Consider the following 20,076-nt stretch of genomic DNA (forward strand, 5'->3'; position numbering starts at 1 on the left):
GAACTTTATGATATATTAATGGACGAGTCATATTTTCATGACATGACGATTGGAGGATATAACATGACAAATACAGATCCTATAGCAGATAAAATCCGCACATTTAGAAAAGAGCAGAACATGTCCCAAGATGATCTTGCGACCAAATCTGGGATTAATGTTTCTACAATAAAGAAATACGAAATTGGAGATCGTAAACCCAAGCTTGATCAGCTATTAAAGATTGCATCCGCACTGGGTGTCAGCATAAATGAATTTCTTACTTTTGAAATCTCTACAATAGGGGATGTCCTGTCTATCCTTATGAGACTGGATGAACAAACTGACATGGACATAACAGGTAAAAAAGACGAAAACGGAGATTACATACCGGACAGCATTTCATTCTCATTTTCAAATGATTCCATCAATAATGCCCTTGCTGCATATCTTGCCTATAAAGATAAGAAGAATGCAGCAATCAAACCAGAAGCTGTCGATGTAGTATATTCTGTTGATGAGCAAAAGATATTGATGGAACATACGCGAAACACACTACTTATTTCTACAGAACATATTTAACATTTCATTATAAAAAATAAAGACGTCCTGCATTTTTTCTATGCTGACGTCTTTATCTTATAATCCTATCTTGGGGCAATCTTATTATATCTACATTACTCAGTTAATTTTTGGTGTACCAGTTAGTGTACCATTTTTTTATTAATTATATAAATTTATACTAGATTTTATGTTTCTAGCAATCACCGAAGAACCCTTGATTTATAAGGCTTTATCGATATTTATGAGGATATATAGAATTATGAAAATAAGGCTGATAAATAACGATTCCTAATTTCATTTTTTCTATTTTCCTTTCTTAAAGCCTTGATTTTGCTTGATATTCTGACTTTGCCGATTATATGGTGTACCATTTAGTGTATCATCTGTTTTCAGGGCGCAAAAAGCCCCAATAGCACGGTAATTGTACTACACCCGTGGCTTAATTTCAATGTTTATAATTATTATCGGAATCCCATAACTATTTTTTACCCAGTGCCTCCTTCAAAACTACAACAGCCAGCCGGGGGTGAACCCCCGGCTGGCTGCTACATTTTATCAGTTCAGATATTTCTCCATCACTGTGTTCAATTTTTCAAAATCAAGCGGTTTCGCTATGTGTTCATCCATCCCCGTGTTCTTTGCAAGCTGCACATCCTCAGCAAATGCATTTGCGGTCATGGCTATGATAGGAATCTGGCCTCTTCTTCCAGGCAGTGCTCTTATAGCGGCGGTGGCCTCATACCCATTCATGACCGGCATCTGAACATCCATAAACACTATGTCATACCAGTTCTCGGAGGCATTCTCTATCCTCTCCACAGCCTCCCTGCCATTCTCAACGATCTCCACACTGGCTCCCGTCATTCCTATGATCTCCGATGCGATCTCACTGTTCAGATCATTGTCCTCCACAAGAAGGACTCTCCTGTCCGAATAATCAGATCTTCTGATATTCTTCAGGTAATCCCTGGCGGAACCATCCGTTTTCTCATTCACTATGCGAACCAGTGTTGCCGTAAGACGTGAACGGAACAACGGCTTGGCAATAAATGCATCCACACCTGCTGCCCTTGCCTCATCCTCTATCTCACTATAATCATATGAAGTGAGCACTATGATGGTCACATCCCTGCCAATACGCTCTCTTATACGTCTCGTTGCCTCAATGCCATCCATCTTTGGCATCTTCCAGTCCATAATGATCGCAAAGTAATCATCATTTCTCTCATGCCTTGCATATGCTCTGGCGACAGCCTCCTCACCCGAGGTTACCCACTCTCCGGCAATTCCTATCTCACCCAGAGTCTGAGCCGTACTCTCACAGCATAACTCATCATCATCCACCACCAGCACAGGCAGATCTGCCAGCTCCTTTATCTGGTCGATCTCCCTCTCCTTAAGCCTTAGAAATATGGTGACTGTGATCTTCGTGCCCCTGTTCAGGACACTGTCAACCTGAATATTGCCATTCATCATGTTTACTATATTCTGTGTGATCGCCATTCCAAGACCTGTGCCCTGGATCTTCGTAGTCCTGTTATCATCAGCACGGGTAAATGGCTGGAACATGATCTTCTGGAAATCCTCATCCATGCCAATGCCATCATCCTCTATGCTGAACACATAGCATCCAAGCTCCGACTGGCCGTTTGGCCGCTCCTCGATGGAGAATACTATATGGCCTCCATCCGGGGTATATTTGACAGAGTTGCTCATAAGGTTCATAAACACCTGCTGTATCCTCAGTGTGTCGACATATACGTCCTCATGCTCGATGTTTTTTATATTCACCTCAAGGCTGTGATGGTGCTCATCCATCTCTGATTTCGCCATGGAGATGAGATTGTCCACAAGCTCTGAGAGATTAAACTCCTCCTCGGCCAGGGATATTCTCCCGCTCTCTATACGTGCCATATCGAGGACTTCATTGACCAATCCCAACAAATGTCTGCTGGCTCTGGTTGTCTTGTCCAGGCATTCAAGCACCTTATCCGGACGATCTATGTTGGCTCCCGCAATAGCCGTCAGGCCAACTATCGCATTCATAGGTGTTCTTATGTCATGCGACATATTCGTGAGGAATTCGGTCTTCGCTCTGTTCGCCCTCTCCGCGGCCTGATACGCGTCCTTAAGAGCCTTGCGTCCCTTAATTTCCTGCTTCTTCTCCTGAGTTATATCCATGGATGCCCACAGCACTCTGGTAAGTACACCTTTCTTCCACTCGATAGGCACAAATGACGCACTCCTGTAGCATTCCTCTTCCATATTGCAATACTCAAACTTATACACATCCGATGCCTTTGTGAGGTTATTTCTCAGATTCTCAGGCTTCAGCAGATCTGTCAGTGAATCAGCAGGAGGCAGTGTCTTATATCTGCTCTCTACACGTCTTATCAGATCACTATAACGTCCCTCTGGCGGATAATCCGATTTTATATTTATCATGAAATATTCATATGTATCATTTTCCAGATCGCATATAGCGAAATGATCCACCAGTCTTGTGACACTCTGGAGGAGATGCCCCATAGCTTCATTGTCTGCAGACATCTGCCTGTGTATCTCAGCCTCCCGTTTTGCCGCGGTGATATCCCTCAGGAATATGATCGCATACTGCGATTGCTCACGATCTCCACGGAGAATGTCATTCCTCGTCCAGTGCTTCTCACCATGTATAGTGATGCCACATTCCAGACTCAGCTCCCCGTCACACTCACCAAGCCTTCTGGCTATATATCTTCTGTCGTAGAACCTGGCAACCTCATGCCTGAACTCCTCGCACACGTAATTGTCTATAAATGCCGATATAAGTTCATCCCATGTATCGCTGCTCTCAAAGATGGTCATAAGCGACGGCTCAACCTTCATGGAGTCAAATGTATTCTCCTCAAGATTCACGTAATACTCACACAGATTGGTCTTCGTAAAGGCATTGTGGAAAGCAGCTGCCCTCTTCTGCTGCATCTCCAGATTCTTCTCCACGTTAATATTGATAAATGTACCTGTTATCCTGCGGGCTGTGCCATCTGTACGCCTTATCACCTCTGCCTTTGCACGGAACCACTGATAATCTCCATCCAGCATCCGCAGCCTGTACTCCACATCGTATTTATATGCATTTGTCTTATCAGTGACCACAGCCTTCAGGCTGTCCAATACCCTGTCCTTATCGGCCGGATGAAGCAGTCTTGTCCATGAAGATATGTCATTCGGGAAATCTATGATGTCGTGATATCCCAGCATAGTTCTGAACGCATGGCTCCAATATACTTCCTGCAGATCTCCAGTCTCATCAAAATCAAAGTACCACATACCTGACTTCATTGCGCCATTGATGAGAGTCACATTCTCATGCTCCCAATCAAGCCTTGCGGACATTATCCATACAGGCGTTCCATCCCTGTCCACGGAATCCTCCTTGAATATCCTGACAGTCACCGGGGTTCCGTCACTTGTCAGCATCTCCCCCTCTCCAAGTCCTCTAATCTGGCGTAAATGATCTGCGTCCAGAAAACTTGTATTCTCTCCATAGAACACAGACCTGAGTGATCCTCCTGTACATCGCTGGAATTCCTCATAGCTGTAACCAAGGTTATACAGCATGAAATCACTGACCGACAGTATCGTCAGTTCGTCATCATAATAGCCGATGATCGTTCCAACGGCATTGTTGTTATTTATCGTTCTCTGTATTGTCCGCGAAGCCTCTTCTCCGATCATGGATGCATTACCCAGGCCCCCAGCCTCACCATACACTCTCTCATCATTCATTCTAACTACACGCTTTCCTCTCTGATAACATGATAAATACATTTCAGTTAACACATCTTAAGCGCTCGGATCACACAAAAAGCGACTGTCAAAGAATACACTCCGACAGTCGCTTTTAATAAATATAATTATACTCCTCATTGTACATACTAGTTCCAACAGGGAAATTATACTGCAACCGGCTGTCATAGTCCGAAACAGTTCTCTGTTTTCAGACCTTAGACCCATATGGCTTTGTGTCACCGCTTTTCAACGGGTTTACTAAATATTTATTTTTCAAATTCTTTACATATAGATTACAATTCTCTGATTAAAGTATTATAATCATTTGTTTTATTTGTCAAGCATTTATTTAATTATTTTCATGTCTTTTCCGTTTTCCACTTCTTTGACATAACGATGTAGAATATGACGTTGAGCACGATGCCGACACATGTGGCTATAGGTGCTGCAAGTCCAATATTCGTAAGGCTTGCATCCGGCTGGATACTCATGTAATACGCCAGTGGAAGTCTCACAAGCAGAGTCTGTATAAGTCCCTGGATCATGACCCACAGCGACTTCTCATGCCCATTGAAATATCCTATCATACTGAACAGCACCGCCGTGACTATAGTCTCAGGCGCAAATCCCCTCAGATACTCGAAGCCCCTCTGGATAACAGACGCATCGGTGGTGAAAATTGATGTCAGTTTGTCACCAAAGAACCACACACCAATGAATACCACCACGCCTACAGATAGTCCTATGCCCATACCGGTAAGCATCGCTTTTCTCGCTCTGTCCTCTTTTCCAGCTCCGACATTCTGCGATACAAATGAAGCCATAGACTGCATAAGCGAACTTGGTACCAGCATGGCAAAGCTGACTATCTTGCAGGCAACTCCATATCCGGATGATGCCTCCAAGCCAAGTCTGTTGATAAATGCACACAGCGCTAGAAATGACATCTGCGTGAGAAATTCCTGCATCGCCAGCGGAAGCCCAACTGAGAGCAATCTTCTGCACTGTCTGTTTAATCTGAAATCTTTTCTTGATATCTTAAATGGAAGCTCTCTCTTCTTCAGCAGCACAAGCGCAAGGACAACACTGACCGCCTGGGCAACCACTGTTGCTATGGCTGCACCCGCAGCATCCAGATGACATCCCGCAACCAGTATAAGGTCACCGACAACATTTACTATACATGCCACAAACACAAATATAAGAGGTGATTTGCTGTCTCCAAAACCTCTGAATATCGCGGTGAGCACATTGTAGGCCATAATGAAAAATATTCCGCCTCCGCATATCCTCACATACGACGATGTAAGAGTGACCGCCTCAGCCGGTGCCTGCATCAACACTGACAAAGGTCTTGCAAACGTCACCATGACAACTGCCAGCACCACCGCAAGTATTGCAAATATGGTCGTGGCACCTCCGAGAAGCTCTCCTATCTGATCCGTGTTCTTCTCGCCTATATATCTGGCAATAAGCACTGTGACACCCATAGCAAGTGCTATTATCACAAATGTAACCAGATTGAGCACCTGGCTGCCTGTAGATACGGCTGAAAGTCCCGCCGTCGAACCGAATCTTCCAACCACCAGCAGATCAACCGCACCATATGCAGCCTGAAGTATCAGTGCTCCAAGAATCGGTCCCATGAATGGGAGCATTTTTCTAATTATACTTCCTTGTGTAAAATCTGTTTTATCCTGTACACTCATCTTATGTCTTGACTCCTTTTGCTCATAACATCATAAATTTTTTCAATGGTCGCTATCATAATATCTGCATCTTCATCTGTGATATCGGTAAGAGACTCCCCCAGTCCTGTGAAATACTCATCAACATATTTGCCAACCAGATCTCTGCCAGCCTGAGTGCTCCTGATATACACAAAACGTCCATCCGCCTCTGAAGCCTTCTTTTCCACAAATCCCAAGCGTTCCATATCCTTTATCGTCTTTGTCACGCCCGGTCTTGGGAGCCCCAGCTCATCACTTATATCACTGACCTTTACATCAGTCTCAGACCTCTCAAATCTCGTTATCACATCAAGATAATGTATATGAGTCGGTGTGACTCCATTTGGCAGCTTTGGCATCATATCTCTGACTCTCTTAGCTTGATAGCAGGCATCCATCACCTGTTTTATCTTTTCCTTTGTCATAGCATTCCTTCCTGTAAATTTATCAAATATTATTTTATTGTTATTTCGTATAATTACTTTAGGTAATTATCATTGGTAAGTATATTCATATTTTTCTTTTTGTCAAGGGGTATACAAACTCTTCATATGCCCGTTTAATACATTAACCACCATGCAAAAAAAATGCTCCACCTGATTCTCTCACAGATGAAGCATTTAATTATTCAATCCTTTTTACTAACTACCTTTACTATCCCTATAACCGATTCGATCAATACCACCGCCACAAATGGTATTCCCGCAAGCGTAATAGCAAACATCATATATTCGATTCCATTCAGCAGATGCTCCCATCCTCCTGTAGCCTGCGGCACTATCCACATTTCATTGATAACCAGAGCACCGATCAGGAATCCCAGTATCAATCCACTGATCATCCACGCCGCACAGATTATGGCGACATCTTTCAGCCGCACAATCTGATTATCGTATATCCATTTTCTGAATATAATATACAGAATTACGCATATCAGGGGTACAGCAAATACAACGACCAGATTATAACTATCATTATATGTTTCTTCCATGTAATCAGACAGCGTCATAATGCTCCAGCATATGAGTTGTACTACCAGACATATCAATATTTTCTTCTTCATATGCAAACTCCCCACTACATCTACTTTTTACATACTATAATAAAGTTCTTCACATTACAATTTAATTAAAATTATAATATGCTTTCACTCAGATCAGATATCTGCCAGCAAGCCCCACGATCACCTGCATCCCGCCGGAAAGCAGCATCACCCACACAGGATTCAGTTTGAATTTTCTAAGCAGAACAACACTTACCGCAAATATCACCACGAGATTCCACTTAGTTCCAGCGATACTTATCATGTCAATCCCAGACCAGACCGCCGTGACAAATATCGAAACACCCGCTGATGCGATCATCGCCACAACCGCAGGTCTTATTCCTCCGAGCAGTTCCTGAAGGATGTCCTGTTTGCGGTATTTCAGATAAAGTCTTACTATGACTGTGACTATGATACATGAAGGAAGTATACATCCGAGCGTGGCAACCACCGCGCCGACATATCCAGCCACTCGAAGGCCCACAAATGTCGCCGAATTGACAGCTATAGGTCCCGGTGTCATCTGGGATATAGTGATCAGATCTGTAAACTCTGACATGGTCATCCACCCATGTATCTTCACTATCTGTCCCTGTATAAGCGGCATGGCGGCATAACCTCCTCCGAAACTGAAGAGTCCTATCTGGAAGAAACTTAGGAATAACTGCAAATAGATCATTATTCCATCCCCCCTTTGTCGGGATGTTTTTCAGGATTTCCGTCAGAGGTATCCTCTGTCTTTTTATGCCCACGCCCTCTTCTTTTCTCAAGCTGTCCTCTACAAACACCGACAAGTCCACAGACAATTACTATGAACACGACATTTATCTCCAATATGTAGGATGCAACAAATGCAGCTATCATGATCAATATCTCCAGATCATCCTTCTGCTTTACTATGTCTGCTCCCATATCATATGTGACGGATGCGATAACCGCAGCTACACCGGCCTGCATTCCCTCCAGCATCTCACTGATCACCCAGTTAGTCCTGAACGCGCTGTAACAGTAAGATATGATGGATATGATGACAAATGGCGGTATGATCGTTCCGATTATGGCCACCAGTGCCCCTGCCATGCCGCACAGTTTATAGCCCACCGCTATCGCTCCATTTATCGCGATCGGTCCCGGTGACGACTGGGCTATGGCCACAAGATCAAGCATTTCGTCCTGCTCTATCCAGTGGTTTTCATCCACAAACTTTTTCTTCATAAGAGATACGATGACGTATCCTCCCCCGAAGGTAAAGGCGCTCAGATATAATGTTGTTATGAATATCTTCAGAAGAGTCTTACTCTTTTTTCCTCTTTCCATAATATACCTTTCTCGTGAAAACGTTTTCACGCTCCAGGTACAAGTATATGCCTATTCGAGAAATTTAGGAAACATTTTTTATACAAACATTTTATTTTATCAGTCTGAACTTCTTCGCAAACCTCACAATAAGACCTCCCTTAGGCATATTGAGAAGTTCCTCCTCCGTATATCCTCCGGCTTTGAGTATAGCCACCGCATAGAATATGATCGCCACAAATACTGCAACAAACATCGCGATCACCCAGTTGCCGAGAAGCTTCCTGCAGCACTCATATACAATGATCGTAACAACACCCATGAAGATAGATGCTATAGTAGGTGCAACGTATATTCGCCTGTTGTCCATCTTGCCGGTCTTGTACTTTGTGAGCGAACGCTGGTTGAATATACATATGAGCAGTGAGTTCACTATCGAACCAAATACCAGTGCATAAAGTGCCCAGTCTGTGCAGTACAGCATAACAACAAGAACCACCACATGTATCACCAGTGCAAGGGTGGCATTGATAACCGGTGCCATCACCTTACCCATGGCCTGAAGCACACTGTTGGTTACAGTTGACTGTGCAAAGAACACTATGGATATGAATCCAAGATACATACATTTGGCTGCCATCGGATCCGCACCTGAGAACAGGAGCTGTATTATAGGCTTAGCCAGGACTCCCATTCCAACCGCACACGGTATGGTGACCAGCATGGACATGCTGAGCGCCTGATTCAGGAGTTTATTGGTTTTCTGCATGTCATTTCTTGCATACGCACCGGATATTCCCGGAATATATGCGATTCCAACTGAAGCTGCTATGGCAAGCGGAAGGTTCGTGAGAACTGTATACTGTCCTGAGTAAATTCCATACAGCTTTGCCATCTCCAGGGAATCCATGCCCTTCATCTTCATGACCACATAGAATACCTTCATGTCTATAGGTGTGAGCACGTTATACACCACTGCTGCCACCACGATAGGTGTGACTGTGGCAATGATTATTCTGAATAACTTTCCATAGGATTCGGTGTCTGGACTTGTATCGTTCTTCACAGACTCCATGATACCCTTTCTTCTTCTCGCATAAGCGAACAGTATGAATATCAATCCTCCAAGGACTCCGGCACCTGTACCCATGGCACTTCCGGCAGAACCATACTTTGCATGCTCGGTTGTTCCAGCGGCAAATGGCTTTGCAAGCATATACGCAGCGACGATACTGACTACTGCATTTGCAAGCTGCTCTATGATCTGTGATATAGATGTAGGCACCATCGTGTTGTATGCCTGCAGATATCCTCTGAATATTGCAAGAAAGCCCGATATAAATATAGTAGGGGCAAGTATCTTAAGACTTAAGACTGCATTTGGCTGGTCACTTACAAACCATTTGGCTCCAAAGTACGTGATCAGTGCCGCCACAGCACCCGCTATGACTACATATATAAATGTACAGTAGTATATACGTCTGGCACTCTTGTACTGTCCCATAGCTATCTTACCGGCAACAAGCTTCGACACTGCTGTAGGAATACTGTATGTGGCGATCATTATGACCATGGCGTATATTGCATACGCTGAACCATAATATCCATTTCCCTCATCTCCAAGTATCTGATACAGAGGTGATCTGTACAGAAGGCCGATGATCCTCGACACGATTCCGGCTCCCGCCAGGATTCCTGCCTGAAGCGCCAGATTACTTCCCTTTCCTGATAGCTTTCCTTTCTTTGCCGTACCGGTATTTGTACTCATATCTAACTCCTTATTGCCATTTCTAAATCACTGTTGTAAAATTCAATTTGTATCTTTGATATATATCACAAACTATATATATACCAATTTTATGCAGTTAATTCAACCATAATATTTATAAACACGATGCATATTATGACCCAATATACCACAAGGAGGAACTTTAACAATGGAATACTCTTCACTTCCAAAGGATCCTATGGTGCTTCTCAGCTTCATCAACACGAAGCTCAGAGATGACTATCCAAGTCTTGACGAGCTCTGCAGCTCACTATGTGTAAATGCAGATGATATCAAGAGTAAGCTCGCATCCATCGACTATTCATACGATGCAGAAAAGAACAGATTTGTGTAAAAGCAAATCTGTTCTTTTCTCTTTTGTCAGACAGGGACAGCATCTGCTTTCCCCGTGCTGATATTATGTTTTATTTATCCTGATTCCCGGAAATTTTTTTATCACTCTCCGGTTTTGCCTGACCATTTCCAACTTCTTCAGCGTCATCTTTGCTGTCAGCTTCCTTATCAGGCTCTGCATCACTTCCTACTATATTATTTGCAAGCTTTTCAGCGTCCGCCCTGCTGGCCACGCTCTTCATAACATGCATGAATTTATCAAATATACTGATAGGATCATCATCCGAATCATCGTCATCCTGAGACTGATCATCTGCATGCGCAGTGCCAGACTTCACATATTCATCATCTGGAAGATCTGATGGGTACTGAAGCATATGCTGCTTCTGCTTGAGCTTCCTTTTGTTCTCACGCTCCGCAAGCTTCTGCTCCGGCGTCTTCTTCTTGAACCTTACATCCTCTTCTTCCTCAGTTATATATATCGGCTCTCCCGTCTCCTCATCTATCCTGCGAATCTTCTCATACTCGGATGTCTTGAACGCAAGATTCTTCTCCTGCAGCTTTGCAGTGCATGTCCTGTTGATGTACATGTAACAGCAGGCAAATACAGGAACTCCGAGAAGCATTCCAAAGAATCCGAACAAACCGCCGCCAACTATGACCGCTGTGAGCACCCAGAAGCTTGAAAGTCCTGTGGTATCTCCGATGATCTTCGGTCCGAGGATATTTCCATCAAACTGCTGCAGTACAAGTATAACAATGAGCAGCACAAGACTCTTTATAGGATCTGCAATGAGCACGATGAAGAAACATGGCACAGCTCCTATGATAGGTCCGAAGAACGGTATGACATTTGTCACTCCAACGATAACACTTATCAGAACCGCATATGGCAGATTGAGTATCGTTGATACTATGAACATGATCATTCCTATAATAAGTGAATCAAGTATCTTTCCGTTTATAAACTGACCAAATATCCTGTTCATCTCTGAAAGTCCGTCAAGGATAGTATTTGCATTCTTCACCTTGAATACCGCATATATTATCTTCTTTCCCCTTGAAGCAAGATATTCCTTGTTTGCCATCACATATATCGAAGCAACAATGCCTATAAGGAAATTGTACAGGAACTTAAGTCCTGAGAACACTCCACTTCCTATGTTCACCACGATCTTGTCCACATTTGGCATGATCTTGGTATTCAGCATATCCTGAACCTTGAGATATGCATTGTTCATATACTTGTTGATCTGATCCTCAGGTATATTGAGCTTCTGGAACTTCTCATTTATATTCTCCACCATCGTCTGAAGGTTGGAATAATAGGTATCCATGTTGCCCACAAGCTGCTTGATACTGTCGTAGAGCTGAGGAACCACCAGCCACACTATTCCGGTTATGATTCCAAGGAACACTATGGTAGTTAAAATAACCGACAAAGTTCTCGAAACCTTGAACAATTTTTTCTTATCCGATATGACTCTCTCCTGGAATATCGTATGAAATAATCTGTCGAAAAAAACAAGTATCGGGTTCATGAGAAACGCAATGACTGCGCCCACTATGATCGGTGCAAATGCACTCGATATCTTGTCAAGTATCGCACGAAATCCCGACCATTGCTCCAGTATCTTATTAAAAAGGAGTCCGACAACGATTATTCCTATGACCGCCAGACTTATGTTGAGAATTCTTTTCTTCTTATTATTAACAGCCAACTTCTTCTCTCCCATTCTTTAGCATGTGTTTATTATATTAGTTTTTCCAAACCTGTTCAATACAGCTTACGCAAAATTAACCATACATTTATCACTTAATCTCATAAATTTTATAATTCGTGCATATAATGCACTTTAGGGGATAGTATGTTCAGAAAATTTATGTTGTTTACCCTACTGTTTTTTAGTAAAATGAGAACTAGCCAAGGGCAAATGCGAAAAGTATCGCATACCAGGATTTCCTAAACGAGGGAGGTGTTCTATATGAATTGGGAGATTGCAACCTGGCTTATCATATTTGCCGTATGTCTCATTGCTGAGATCATATCGCTTGGACTTACAACCATCTGGGCATGTGGAGGAGCCCTGGTGGCAATGATCATCGCTTTTTTCAGCGGATCGCTGCCACTACAGATCGTTGCATTTCTTGTTGTCACCACTATTCTTTTCTTCACGACAAGACCGATTGCCAAGAAGCATCTTGACAACCAACTGGTGAAGACAAACGTAGAAAGTCTTATCGGCAAACACGTTATCGTATCTGCTGACATAGACAATCTCAAGTCCACCGGTCAGGTCTTGATCAACGGAGTTGAGTGGACAGCAAGATCCAAACATGGCGATACCATTGAAACCGGAACCGAGGTCGTGATCGACGAGATATCCGGAGTCAAAGCAATCGTAGAAAAGGCAGGAAAGCCGGCAATATAAAGCTAAGGGCTTATCAGCTTAAGACACACACATTTTTAATTAAGGAGATTATTATGGACGGAGCAGGAATTTCACTTATTATCATTTTATGTCTGATCGTAATCGTTATTATTTGCAGTACGATCAAGATCGTGCCACAGGCACACGCTTATGTAATTGAGAGACTTGGAACATATCAGGCAACATGGTCTGTTGGACTTCACATGAAGATGCCTGTTATCGATAAGGTAGCCAAGAAGGTTACACTCAAGGAGCAGGTTGTTGACTTCGCTCCACAGCCGGTTATCACAAAGGATAACGTAACAATGAGGATCGACACAGTCGTATTCTTCCAGATCACAGATCCTAAGCTTTTCAGCTACGGAGTTGAGAATCCTATCATGGCCATCGAGAACCTGACAGCTACCACACTTCGTAACATCATCGGTGATCTCGAGCTTGACCAGACACTTACATCAAGAGAGACCATCAACACCAAGATGAGAGCAACACTTGACGAGGCTACTGATCCTTGGGGAATCAAGGTCAACAGAGTAGAGCTCAAGAACATCATCCCTCCTGCAGCTATTCAGGATGCCATGGAGAAGCAGATGAAGGCAGAGCGTGAGAGACGTGAGCAGATCCTCCGTGCTGAAGGTGAGAAGAAGTCAGCCATCCTCATCGCAGAAGGTAACAAGCAGTCAGTCATCCTTGAGGCCGAGGCTGAGAAGGCTTCTCAGATTCTCCGTGCTGAGGCTAAGAAGGAAGCAACTATCAAGGAAGCCGAAGGTCAGGCACAGGCTATCCTCGCTGTACAGCAGGCAAATGCAGATGGTATCAGAGCACTGAATGAGTCAATGCCTACAAATCAGGTCATCACTCTCAAGAGCCTGGAAGCATTTACAAAGGCTGCAGACGGCAAGGCTACCAAGATCATCATCCCATCAGAGATACAGGGAATCGCAGGTCTCACCTCTTCTATTGTAGAGGTTGCCAAGAGCACTGAAGCTGCTGCCATATCAAAGCAGTAACATATCAGACTATTACAAATAAATAAGACAGATATTAAAAGACGTGCATGAAAGTTCTTTTTGAAGAATCTTTCGTGCACGTCTTTGTAATTACTATTTGTATTTTTCTGTCATCATGATCACTGCGGAAGTTCTATCCACACAGATTTGATATTCTCTCCTGACTCAACATCATTCAACTGATATACGATCTGCACCTTTCCAGTCCTGCCCTTTTCTACCGATACGATCATATAGCTGTTCACCATAGACATTGGAGCCAGCGAGCCCTCGCAGTTTCCACCTTCTGTATGTACCCTCCATCCTCAACTGAATATACCCCATCAGTCATTCTTGCTCACATTGTTATACTGGAAGAAATCAATCCTGTGATCCTTGAAATAATATTTTGCATCACGCTCATTCACTTCCCTGAGTACCTTACACGGATTACCCACAGCTACAACATTCGATGGGATATCTGTGGCAACCATACTTCCAGCTCCTATGACGGTGTTATCACCTATAGTTACCCCCGGAAGTATCGTAACTCCTGCACCTATCCAGCAGTTCTTGCCTATTGTTATAGGTGCATTGTACTGATATCCCTGTTTTCTGAGATCTGCGTCTATCGGATGTCCCGCCGTAGCCAGTGTGACATTCGGACCAAACATTGTATAGTCTCCAACATATATGTGCGTGTCATCCACCATTGTCAGGTTGAAGTTGGCATATATGTTATTTCCAAAATGCACAAACTTTCCGCCCCAGTTTGCATGGAGTGGTGGCTCTATATAGCAGTTGTCTCCTATCTCCTCAAACATCTCCTTGAGCATCTGCTGACGCTTGACCATCTCTGTTGGTCTGGTCATATTGAAGTCATATAATCTGTCCAGACACTTTATCTGCTCTCTGGCGATATCCTCATCGCCCGGAAGATAAAGCTCACATGTGTGCATCTTTTCCAGCTCTGATTTTCCCATTGTAAATACCTCCTGTATTTTATTTTTGTCTTCATAAACCCGCCATGTTGTAAATCCTTTTCTTTTTGACATCGTGGATTATCACATCATGATCACACTGGCTATATGAAAGCAACAGGCACCACCAAGCCGCACTAAAGCGCCCATGATGATGCCTGTTATATCGTCGTATATACATTATATTCAAATGTACATACATGGCGCACTCGGCACCATATATATCATTTAGTTGTACTTGTAGTAATTGATGAGGCAGCCATCTGTTATGATCTGTCTCTCATCGTCTGTGAGTTCTCCAAGTCTCAGCTCTATCTCAGCAAAATCCTTGTTCACAACATATGCCTTGATGACCTCTGTCTTGTTCTTCACCGCATCCTTGATTCCCGGGATGAATACATAGTCGTCATTGTCAAAGTCGAAATCCTTGTCGATCACAAATGGAAGCATACCCCAGTTGATAAGGTTTGATCTGTATCTCTTTGTAGCGTACTCCTTTGCAATGTTTGCCCATCCACCGAGAACCTTCTGGCATGATGCAGCCTGCTCACGGGCTGAACCGTCACCTGGCTTAACAGCATAAATGGTACTTCCAACACCTGTGTTGCTTCCGCATACGTCCTCAAACTTCTCCTTGATGGCATGCATAACTTCCTTGACCTCTGGGAATGCCTTACCCATGCACTCACCTGCCTCACGAACCTTCTCTACAGCCTGGATAGCCTTCGCTCTTCCAACGTACTCAGGATCCTTTCTTGACAGAGTGAACTCTGCAAGTCCAAGAGGATTTGATCTGTATGATGAAGTCTCTCCTGATGGGATAAGCTCATCTGTTGTTGTTACAGGATCATGTATAACTGACGCCACCTTGAGGAGAAGGTTGTCTGTAAGAGGAACCATCTCAGGCCAGTCCTTGATGTTTGGACCAAACTTGATCTCAACCGAAGGATCAGCCTTTCCAACACCGTTGTAAACTCTTCTGTCGTATATAGCCTTGTCGAAGAAATACTTTGGATGTGTGTACTCTATATCTGCAAGGTCTGTTGCTGATGTCAGATAGCCCTTGTTGGCTGCAGTTGCTGCGATAGAACGCGCATCCATAAGCGCAACAGATGAGATCTGACCATTCTGTATCTTTGAGCCCTCTCTGTTAGGGAAGTTTCTTGTTGAATGTCTGATGGAGAATGCATTGTTGGCAGGTGTATCACCGGCACCAAAGCAAGGTCCACAAAATGCTGTCTTAACGATAGAACCTGTCTCGATGAGATCAGCCAGAACACCGTTCTTTGCAAGCTGCATATATATAGGTGTACTTGCAGGATATACTGACAGTGTGAACTCGTCAGCGCCTATGCTCTTGCCTCTGAGGATATCAGCCGCATCGCAGATATTCTCATATCCACCACCGGCACATCCGGCGATGATTCCCTGCTCAACATACAGCTTGCCATCTCTTACCTTATCCTTGAGTGTAAAGTCGACCTTGCCGTCAAGGCTTACAAGTGCACGCTTCTCAACATCATCAAGGATAGCCATGAGGTTTGCATTCAGCTCGTCGATGGTGTATGTGTTGCTTGGGTGGAATGGCATAGCTATCATTGGCTTAACTGTTGACAGATCTACATATACGACTCCGTCATAGTAAGCCACATCGCCAGGATTCATCTCCTTGTATGCCTCACTTCTTCCGTGAATGTCATACCAATCCTTTATCTTGTCATCTGTCTTCCATATTGATGACAGACATGTTGTCTCTGTTGTCATAACATCAATACCGATACGGAAATCTGCTGAGAGCTTGTCAACACCAGGACCAACGAACTCCATGACCTTATTCTTGACATATCCGCAGCCAAATGTTGCTCCGATGATGGCAAGTGCCACATCCTGAGGACCAACCCCCTTCTGTACCTCTCCGTCGAGATAGATTGCGATAACGCCCGGCTTTGCAACATCGTATGTCTTACACAGGAGCTGCTTTGCGAGCTCACCGCCGCCCTCTCCAATAGCCATAGTACCAAGAGCACCGTAACGTGTATGTGAGTCTGATCCAAGTATCATGGCGCCACACTCTGCCAGCATCTCTCTTGCAAACTGATGGATGACCGCCTGATGAGGTGGTACATACACGCCGCCATACTTCTTCGCACATGAGAGGCCAAACATATGGTCATCCTCATTGATGGTTCCACCTACGGCACACAGTGAGTTGTGACAGTTTGTAAGTACATATGGTATAGGGAACTCCTTAAGACCTGATGCTCTTGCTGTCTGGATGATTCCTACAAATGTTATATCATGTGAAGTCATCTTATCGAATTTGATCTTAAGATTCTCCATATTGTCAGATGTGTTATGCTTAGCCAATATTCCGTAAGCAAGTGTGTTCTTTGATGCCTCTTCCTTTGATGGAGCACTGCCAAGCTTTGATGCGAGAACCGCACCTGCCTCAGCATTATCCTCAACCAGCTCTGTACCATGTAACAGATAAGCACCGTTGTCAAATAATTTAATCATACTCTTCCTCCTGGTAATAGCTTTTTGTCATTTATGGAATTGCACACAGATGTATACAAAACCCCATGTTTCTCTACATCATACCATATTATTTTCAAATTTTAAATAGTATTATATTACAGCTTAACGCAAAAAATCTGCCATACATGCTCAGGCACATATGGCAGATCCTATGCATCAAATTGAATATACTGTACAGATACCCTTAACCGAAATACCTGTACCTGATACATCCTATCTGACACTATATAATCAATCTCCCCTCAGAGTTAATTATCCTCTGTTACATACACTATACTATTTGTATAATTTTTCCAATAGTTTTGGCAAAAATCGACACAAACGACGCGTATAACAACCTGAACGACATAAATTTTCGTGTACAACACACATATACTTTAATTATACCTATTGTAGAAATTCCCATTTGTATGATAGAATGTTCCTGATATGTTAATAATTTAAGAGTTTTGTTTATCTATCAATTTTTCACAGGAGTGTTTGATTATGAATTTTCTGATTGTTGAGGATGACAATATCCAGCTTACCGGCTTAAAACATATAATTGAAGAAGAGTACGCAGACGCTGTTGTCAACACTGCATCAACTTACAACGATGCCATAACAATAATAGATTCATTTGATATTGATATCTTTTTACTGGACATTGATCTCGGTGGAGGAAAGACCGGATTGGATGTATGTGGTTATCTCCGAAGAATTCCCAAATACAATGACACACCTGTCATCTTCATCACCGACATCACCGTTCCAAACCTTGATGTCATCAACAAGTATCATTGCCAGTATTATTTCTCAAAGCCTTATGACAGAATCGATGTCGTAGGAGGGATCAACTCGGTGCTCACACAGCCTGACGACCAGACATCAAGGATCCGCGTAAAGGATATCCAGGGAATACTTTTCCATATAAGCATGGATGAAATAATTTATGTATGTGCATCCGGCCACCACAAGCACATTTTCACATCCGACGGCGATTTTATCGTCACCAACCCGACCTTCGAGTCAATTTTGCAGGCTGCTGGTGATGTACCTCTGGTCAGATGCCACAAAAGCTATTACTTCAATCCCGACTACATACAGAGCTACGACAGATCCAATTCACTTATAACGCTGAAACTGGCTCAAGAATCCATACCGGTCGGGCGCAAATACAAAACTATTATAGAAACTTACCAGGAGAACAGATAATGGCTGCATATTTTGATTTTCTTTCCAAGATACTGTTTGATACCTTTGTATTTTTAGTATTCTTGATGGCGATATATAATGTAAAATTTTCCCAGATAGCAAAGAGACTTCCACCTTTGCTTCTGCTGACTTTACCAGTCTCTCTGATTGCCACAGTTACAGACTCCATGTTAATATTCACACTGATAACATACATATACTGCTTTGTATTCTACTCTCTGGTATTCCGATATCCGCCGATGAAGATCATAACGGGATACGCAATTACACTTATCATCATGACTATACTGAACCTCATCCAGATGGTTGTCATCATGCAGTTTACGGACAATCCCTTCACCAACACTTCAACATATATAACCGAAGCCATGGCTTTCATCATAGCTATACTTTTATACAAATTCGGACATATGGATAAGCTGTACGATGCTCTTATAGTGAAAAATCAGGTATCCAGGAATATAATACTCGCAGTATTTGCCCTCATGGTATCTATGGTTTTATACCAGCGTATATCCCCTAAGGACTTCATGAATATATTTATGACTTTCCTGTTTATAGTCATACTTATCCTCATTTTATACTCGGGAATGTACAAGAACTATATGAGCCTCAGAGAATCCCGGAAGCAACTACAGTCATATGAACAGTATCTTCCTATTATAGAGGATCTGATAGATCAGGTGCGCATGAGACAGCATGACTACAACAATGAGCTTCAGGCCATCAGCATGCTGCCGATCAGTTACACTGATTATGATTCCCTCGCTGCTGCCCTTTCAAATGAGCTGGATACCTCCTGCAATGACCATGTCATCAAGAATTCGTATCTTCTGAGGATCAACATGAAACTGATCGCAGGTTTTCTGTTCAGCAAGATGAACCTTGCGCAGGAGCATAATATTAATCTGGATATAGATGTCAAAAATTCCACACTCACATCCAAGGCAGCGGAATTTGAGCTTCTGGATGTCATGAGCATTCTGGTGGACAATGCATTTGACGCAACTGAGGACGGAGGTATGATAAAAGTCATCATAGACTCTGACGGCAAGACTACCACCGTTGAAACCTTCAATGCCGGATCGCAGCTCACCGCGGAAATGCGCAAGAACTTCTTCGCAAAGGGCTACTCGACCAAGCCTCTGAAGGATGGAGCTTATTCCAGAGGTATCGGACTTTACAAGCTGAAACAGCTCACATCCAAGTACCATGGTGAAATACTGCTGGACAATCAGACGGTGGATGGACAGAACTGTATCCACTTTGTCGTCAGCATATAATAAATTTTATGATCCCAAATGCTTTTTTATAGTTTTCAGATAACTTATCCCATCGTTAAATCCAACATTTTTAGGTATTTCTGTTATCCGCGTTAAATTTTTTTGTTTTTCGACTTATTTCCTTAATTTTATTCTTTACTTATTATCTAT

The 20,076-nt window shown here is 43.1% G+C and carries 16 protein-coding genes and 1 riboswitch; of the genes, 6 read left to right on the forward strand and 10 right to left on the reverse strand.

Annotation, left to right across the window (positions count from 1 at the left end; all coding sequences use genetic code 11):
• Positions 1 to 63 precede the first annotated feature (63 nt).
• Positions 64 to 561: a helix-turn-helix domain-containing protein gene (locus ABUA31_RS03290; protein WP_349818462.1), complete on the forward strand. Its 498-nt coding sequence runs from the start codon at positions 64 to 66 to the stop codon at positions 559 to 561.
• Between the two features lie 537 nt (positions 562 to 1,098).
• Here the strand turns inward: ABUA31_RS03290 and ABUA31_RS03295 are convergent.
• The 7 genes from ABUA31_RS03295 to ABUA31_RS03325 form a co-directional block, all read right to left on the reverse strand.
• Positions 1,099 to 4,314 (reverse strand): response regulator, encoded by a 3,216-nt coding sequence (locus ABUA31_RS03295; RefSeq protein ID WP_349818461.1) that lies wholly within the window; start codon positions 4,312 to 4,314, stop codon positions 1,099 to 1,101.
• Between the two features lie 170 nt (positions 4,315 to 4,484).
• Positions 4,485 to 4,587, reverse strand: a riboswitch (cyclic di-GMP riboswitch).
• 89 nt (positions 4,588 to 4,676) lie between these two features.
• Complete coding sequence (locus ABUA31_RS03300) at positions 4,677 to 6,026, reverse strand: MATE family efflux transporter (protein ID WP_349818460.1); 1,350 nt, start codon at positions 6,024 to 6,026, stop codon at positions 4,677 to 4,679.
• The gene (locus ABUA31_RS03305) at positions 6,023 to 6,472 is read right to left on the reverse strand and encodes a MarR family winged helix-turn-helix transcriptional regulator (RefSeq protein WP_015533176.1); all 450 of its coding nucleotides are present in this window, start codon (positions 6,470 to 6,472) and stop codon (positions 6,023 to 6,025) included. The genes ABUA31_RS03300 and ABUA31_RS03305 overlap by 4 nt, the downstream gene beginning before the upstream one ends.
• Before the next feature lie 203 nt (positions 6,473 to 6,675).
• The gene (locus ABUA31_RS03310; protein ID WP_022217204.1) at positions 6,676 to 7,110 is read right to left on the reverse strand and encodes a hypothetical protein; all 435 of its coding nucleotides are present in this window, start codon (positions 7,108 to 7,110) and stop codon (positions 6,676 to 6,678) included.
• An 88-nt stretch (positions 7,111 to 7,198) separates the two neighbouring features.
• Positions 7,199 to 7,771, reverse strand: coding sequence for a chromate transporter (locus tag ABUA31_RS03315; protein WP_015533178.1), 573 nt, complete (start codon positions 7,769 to 7,771; stop codon positions 7,199 to 7,201).
• On the reverse strand, positions 7,771 to 8,409 hold the full coding sequence (locus tag ABUA31_RS03320; RefSeq protein ID WP_238050435.1) for a chromate transporter: 639 nt from the start codon (positions 8,407 to 8,409) through the stop codon (positions 7,771 to 7,773). Before ABUA31_RS03320 ends, ABUA31_RS03315 begins: the two co-directional genes overlap by 1 nt.
• Before the next feature lie 91 nt (positions 8,410 to 8,500).
• Complete coding sequence (locus tag ABUA31_RS03325; protein ID WP_349818459.1) at positions 8,501 to 10,156, reverse strand: putative polysaccharide biosynthesis protein; 1,656 nt, start codon at positions 10,154 to 10,156, stop codon at positions 8,501 to 8,503.
• A gap of 169 nt (positions 10,157 to 10,325) precedes the next feature.
• Between ABUA31_RS03325 and ABUA31_RS03330 the strand changes: the two genes are divergently transcribed.
• Positions 10,326 to 10,511, forward strand: a complete 186-nt coding sequence (locus ABUA31_RS03330; RefSeq protein ID WP_015533181.1) for a DUF4250 domain-containing protein — start codon at positions 10,326 to 10,328, stop codon at positions 10,509 to 10,511.
• A gap of 70 nt (positions 10,512 to 10,581) precedes the next feature.
• Here ABUA31_RS03330 and ABUA31_RS03335 read toward each other — a convergent pair whose 3' ends face one another.
• The gene (locus ABUA31_RS03335; protein ID WP_349818458.1) at positions 10,582 to 12,231 is read right to left on the reverse strand and encodes an AI-2E family transporter; all 1,650 of its coding nucleotides are present in this window, start codon (positions 12,229 to 12,231) and stop codon (positions 10,582 to 10,584) included.
• A 264-nt stretch (positions 12,232 to 12,495) separates the two neighbouring features.
• Here ABUA31_RS03335 and ABUA31_RS03340 point away from each other — a divergent pair, with 264 nt between their 5' ends.
• Positions 12,496 to 12,942: an NfeD family protein gene (locus ABUA31_RS03340; protein ID WP_015533182.1), complete on the forward strand. Its 447-nt coding sequence runs from the start codon at positions 12,496 to 12,498 to the stop codon at positions 12,940 to 12,942.
• Between the two features lie 53 nt (positions 12,943 to 12,995).
• A complete protein-coding gene (locus tag ABUA31_RS03345) occupies positions 12,996 to 13,952 on the forward strand; it encodes an SPFH domain-containing protein (protein WP_022217199.1) in 957 nt (318 codons plus the stop codon).
• A 323-nt stretch (positions 13,953 to 14,275) separates the two neighbouring features.
• On the opposite strand, the gene ABUA31_RS03350 is transcribed toward ABUA31_RS03345, so the two are convergent.
• Both ABUA31_RS03350 and ABUA31_RS03355 read right to left on the reverse strand, forming a co-directional pair.
• Positions 14,276 to 14,914 carry a sugar O-acetyltransferase gene (locus ABUA31_RS03350; protein WP_118757592.1) on the reverse strand — a complete coding sequence of 213 codons (639 nt, stop codon included), beginning with the start codon at positions 14,912 to 14,914 and terminating at the stop codon, positions 14,276 to 14,278.
• 225 nt (positions 14,915 to 15,139) lie between these two features.
• Positions 15,140 to 17,428, reverse strand: a complete 2,289-nt coding sequence (locus ABUA31_RS03355) for a hydratase (protein WP_349818457.1) — start codon at positions 17,426 to 17,428, stop codon at positions 15,140 to 15,142.
• 507 nt (positions 17,429 to 17,935) lie between these two features.
• Between ABUA31_RS03355 and ABUA31_RS03360 the strand changes: the two genes are divergently transcribed.
• Positions 17,936 to 18,643 (forward strand): LytR/AlgR family response regulator transcription factor, encoded by a 708-nt coding sequence (locus ABUA31_RS03360; RefSeq protein WP_022217196.1) that lies wholly within the window; start codon positions 17,936 to 17,938, stop codon positions 18,641 to 18,643.
• Positions 18,643 to 19,926, forward strand: coding sequence for a sensor histidine kinase (locus tag ABUA31_RS03365; RefSeq protein ID WP_238050442.1), 1,284 nt, complete (start codon positions 18,643 to 18,645; stop codon positions 19,924 to 19,926). The genes ABUA31_RS03360 and ABUA31_RS03365 overlap by 1 nt, the downstream gene beginning before the upstream one ends.
• The last annotated feature ends 150 nt before the right edge of the window (positions 19,927 to 20,076 follow it).

This window comes from Coprococcus sp. RTP31081st1_H1_RTP31081_211007, assembly GCF_040227275.1.
GTDB lineage: Bacteria > Bacillota > Clostridia > Lachnospirales > Lachnospiraceae > Coprococcus > Coprococcus aceti.

Excerpts from the sequence above, each read along its gene's own strand:
- ABUA31_RS03360 (WP_022217196.1), top strand. The coding sequence starts at position 17,936 with ATGAATTTTCTGATTGTTGAGGATGACAATATCCAGCTTACCGGCTTA.
- ABUA31_RS03290 (WP_349818462.1), top strand. The coding sequence starts at position 64 with ATGACAAATACAGATCCTATAGCAGATAAAATCCGCACATTTAGAAAA.
- ABUA31_RS03365 (WP_238050442.1), top strand. The coding sequence starts at position 18,643 with ATGGCTGCATATTTTGATTTTCTTTCCAAGATACTGTTTGATACCTTT.
- ABUA31_RS03305 (WP_015533176.1), bottom strand. The coding sequence starts at position 6,472 with ATGACAAAGGAAAAGATAAAACAGGTGATGGATGCCTGCTATCAAGCT.
- ABUA31_RS03350 (WP_118757592.1), bottom strand. The coding sequence starts at position 14,914 with ATGGGAAAATCAGAGCTGGAAAAGATGCACACATGTGAGCTTTATCTT.
- ABUA31_RS03340 (WP_015533182.1), top strand. The coding sequence starts at position 12,496 with ATGAATTGGGAGATTGCAACCTGGCTTATCATATTTGCCGTATGTCTC.
- ABUA31_RS03330 (WP_015533181.1), top strand. The coding sequence starts at position 10,326 with ATGGAATACTCTTCACTTCCAAAGGATCCTATGGTGCTTCTCAGCTTC.
- ABUA31_RS03355 (WP_349818457.1), bottom strand. The coding sequence starts at position 17,428 with ATGATTAAATTATTTGACAACGGTGCTTATCTGTTACATGGTACAGAG.
- ABUA31_RS03295 (WP_349818461.1), bottom strand. The coding sequence starts at position 4,314 with ATGAATGATGAGAGAGTGTATGGTGAGGCTGGGGGCCTGGGTAATGCA.
- ABUA31_RS03315 (WP_015533178.1), bottom strand. The coding sequence starts at position 7,771 with ATGATCTATTTGCAGTTATTCCTAAGTTTCTTCCAGATAGGACTCTTC.
- ABUA31_RS03325 (WP_349818459.1), bottom strand. The coding sequence starts at position 10,156 with ATGAGTACAAATACCGGTACGGCAAAGAAAGGAAAGCTATCAGGAAAG.
- ABUA31_RS03345 (WP_022217199.1), top strand. The coding sequence starts at position 12,996 with ATGGACGGAGCAGGAATTTCACTTATTATCATTTTATGTCTGATCGTA.
- ABUA31_RS03320 (WP_238050435.1), bottom strand. The coding sequence starts at position 8,409 with ATGGAAAGAGGAAAAAAGAGTAAGACTCTTCTGAAGATATTCATAACA.
- ABUA31_RS03310 (WP_022217204.1), bottom strand. The coding sequence starts at position 7,110 with ATGAAGAAGAAAATATTGATATGTCTGGTAGTACAACTCATATGCTGG.
- ABUA31_RS03300 (WP_349818460.1), bottom strand. The coding sequence starts at position 6,026 with ATGAGTGTACAGGATAAAACAGATTTTACACAAGGAAGTATAATTAGA.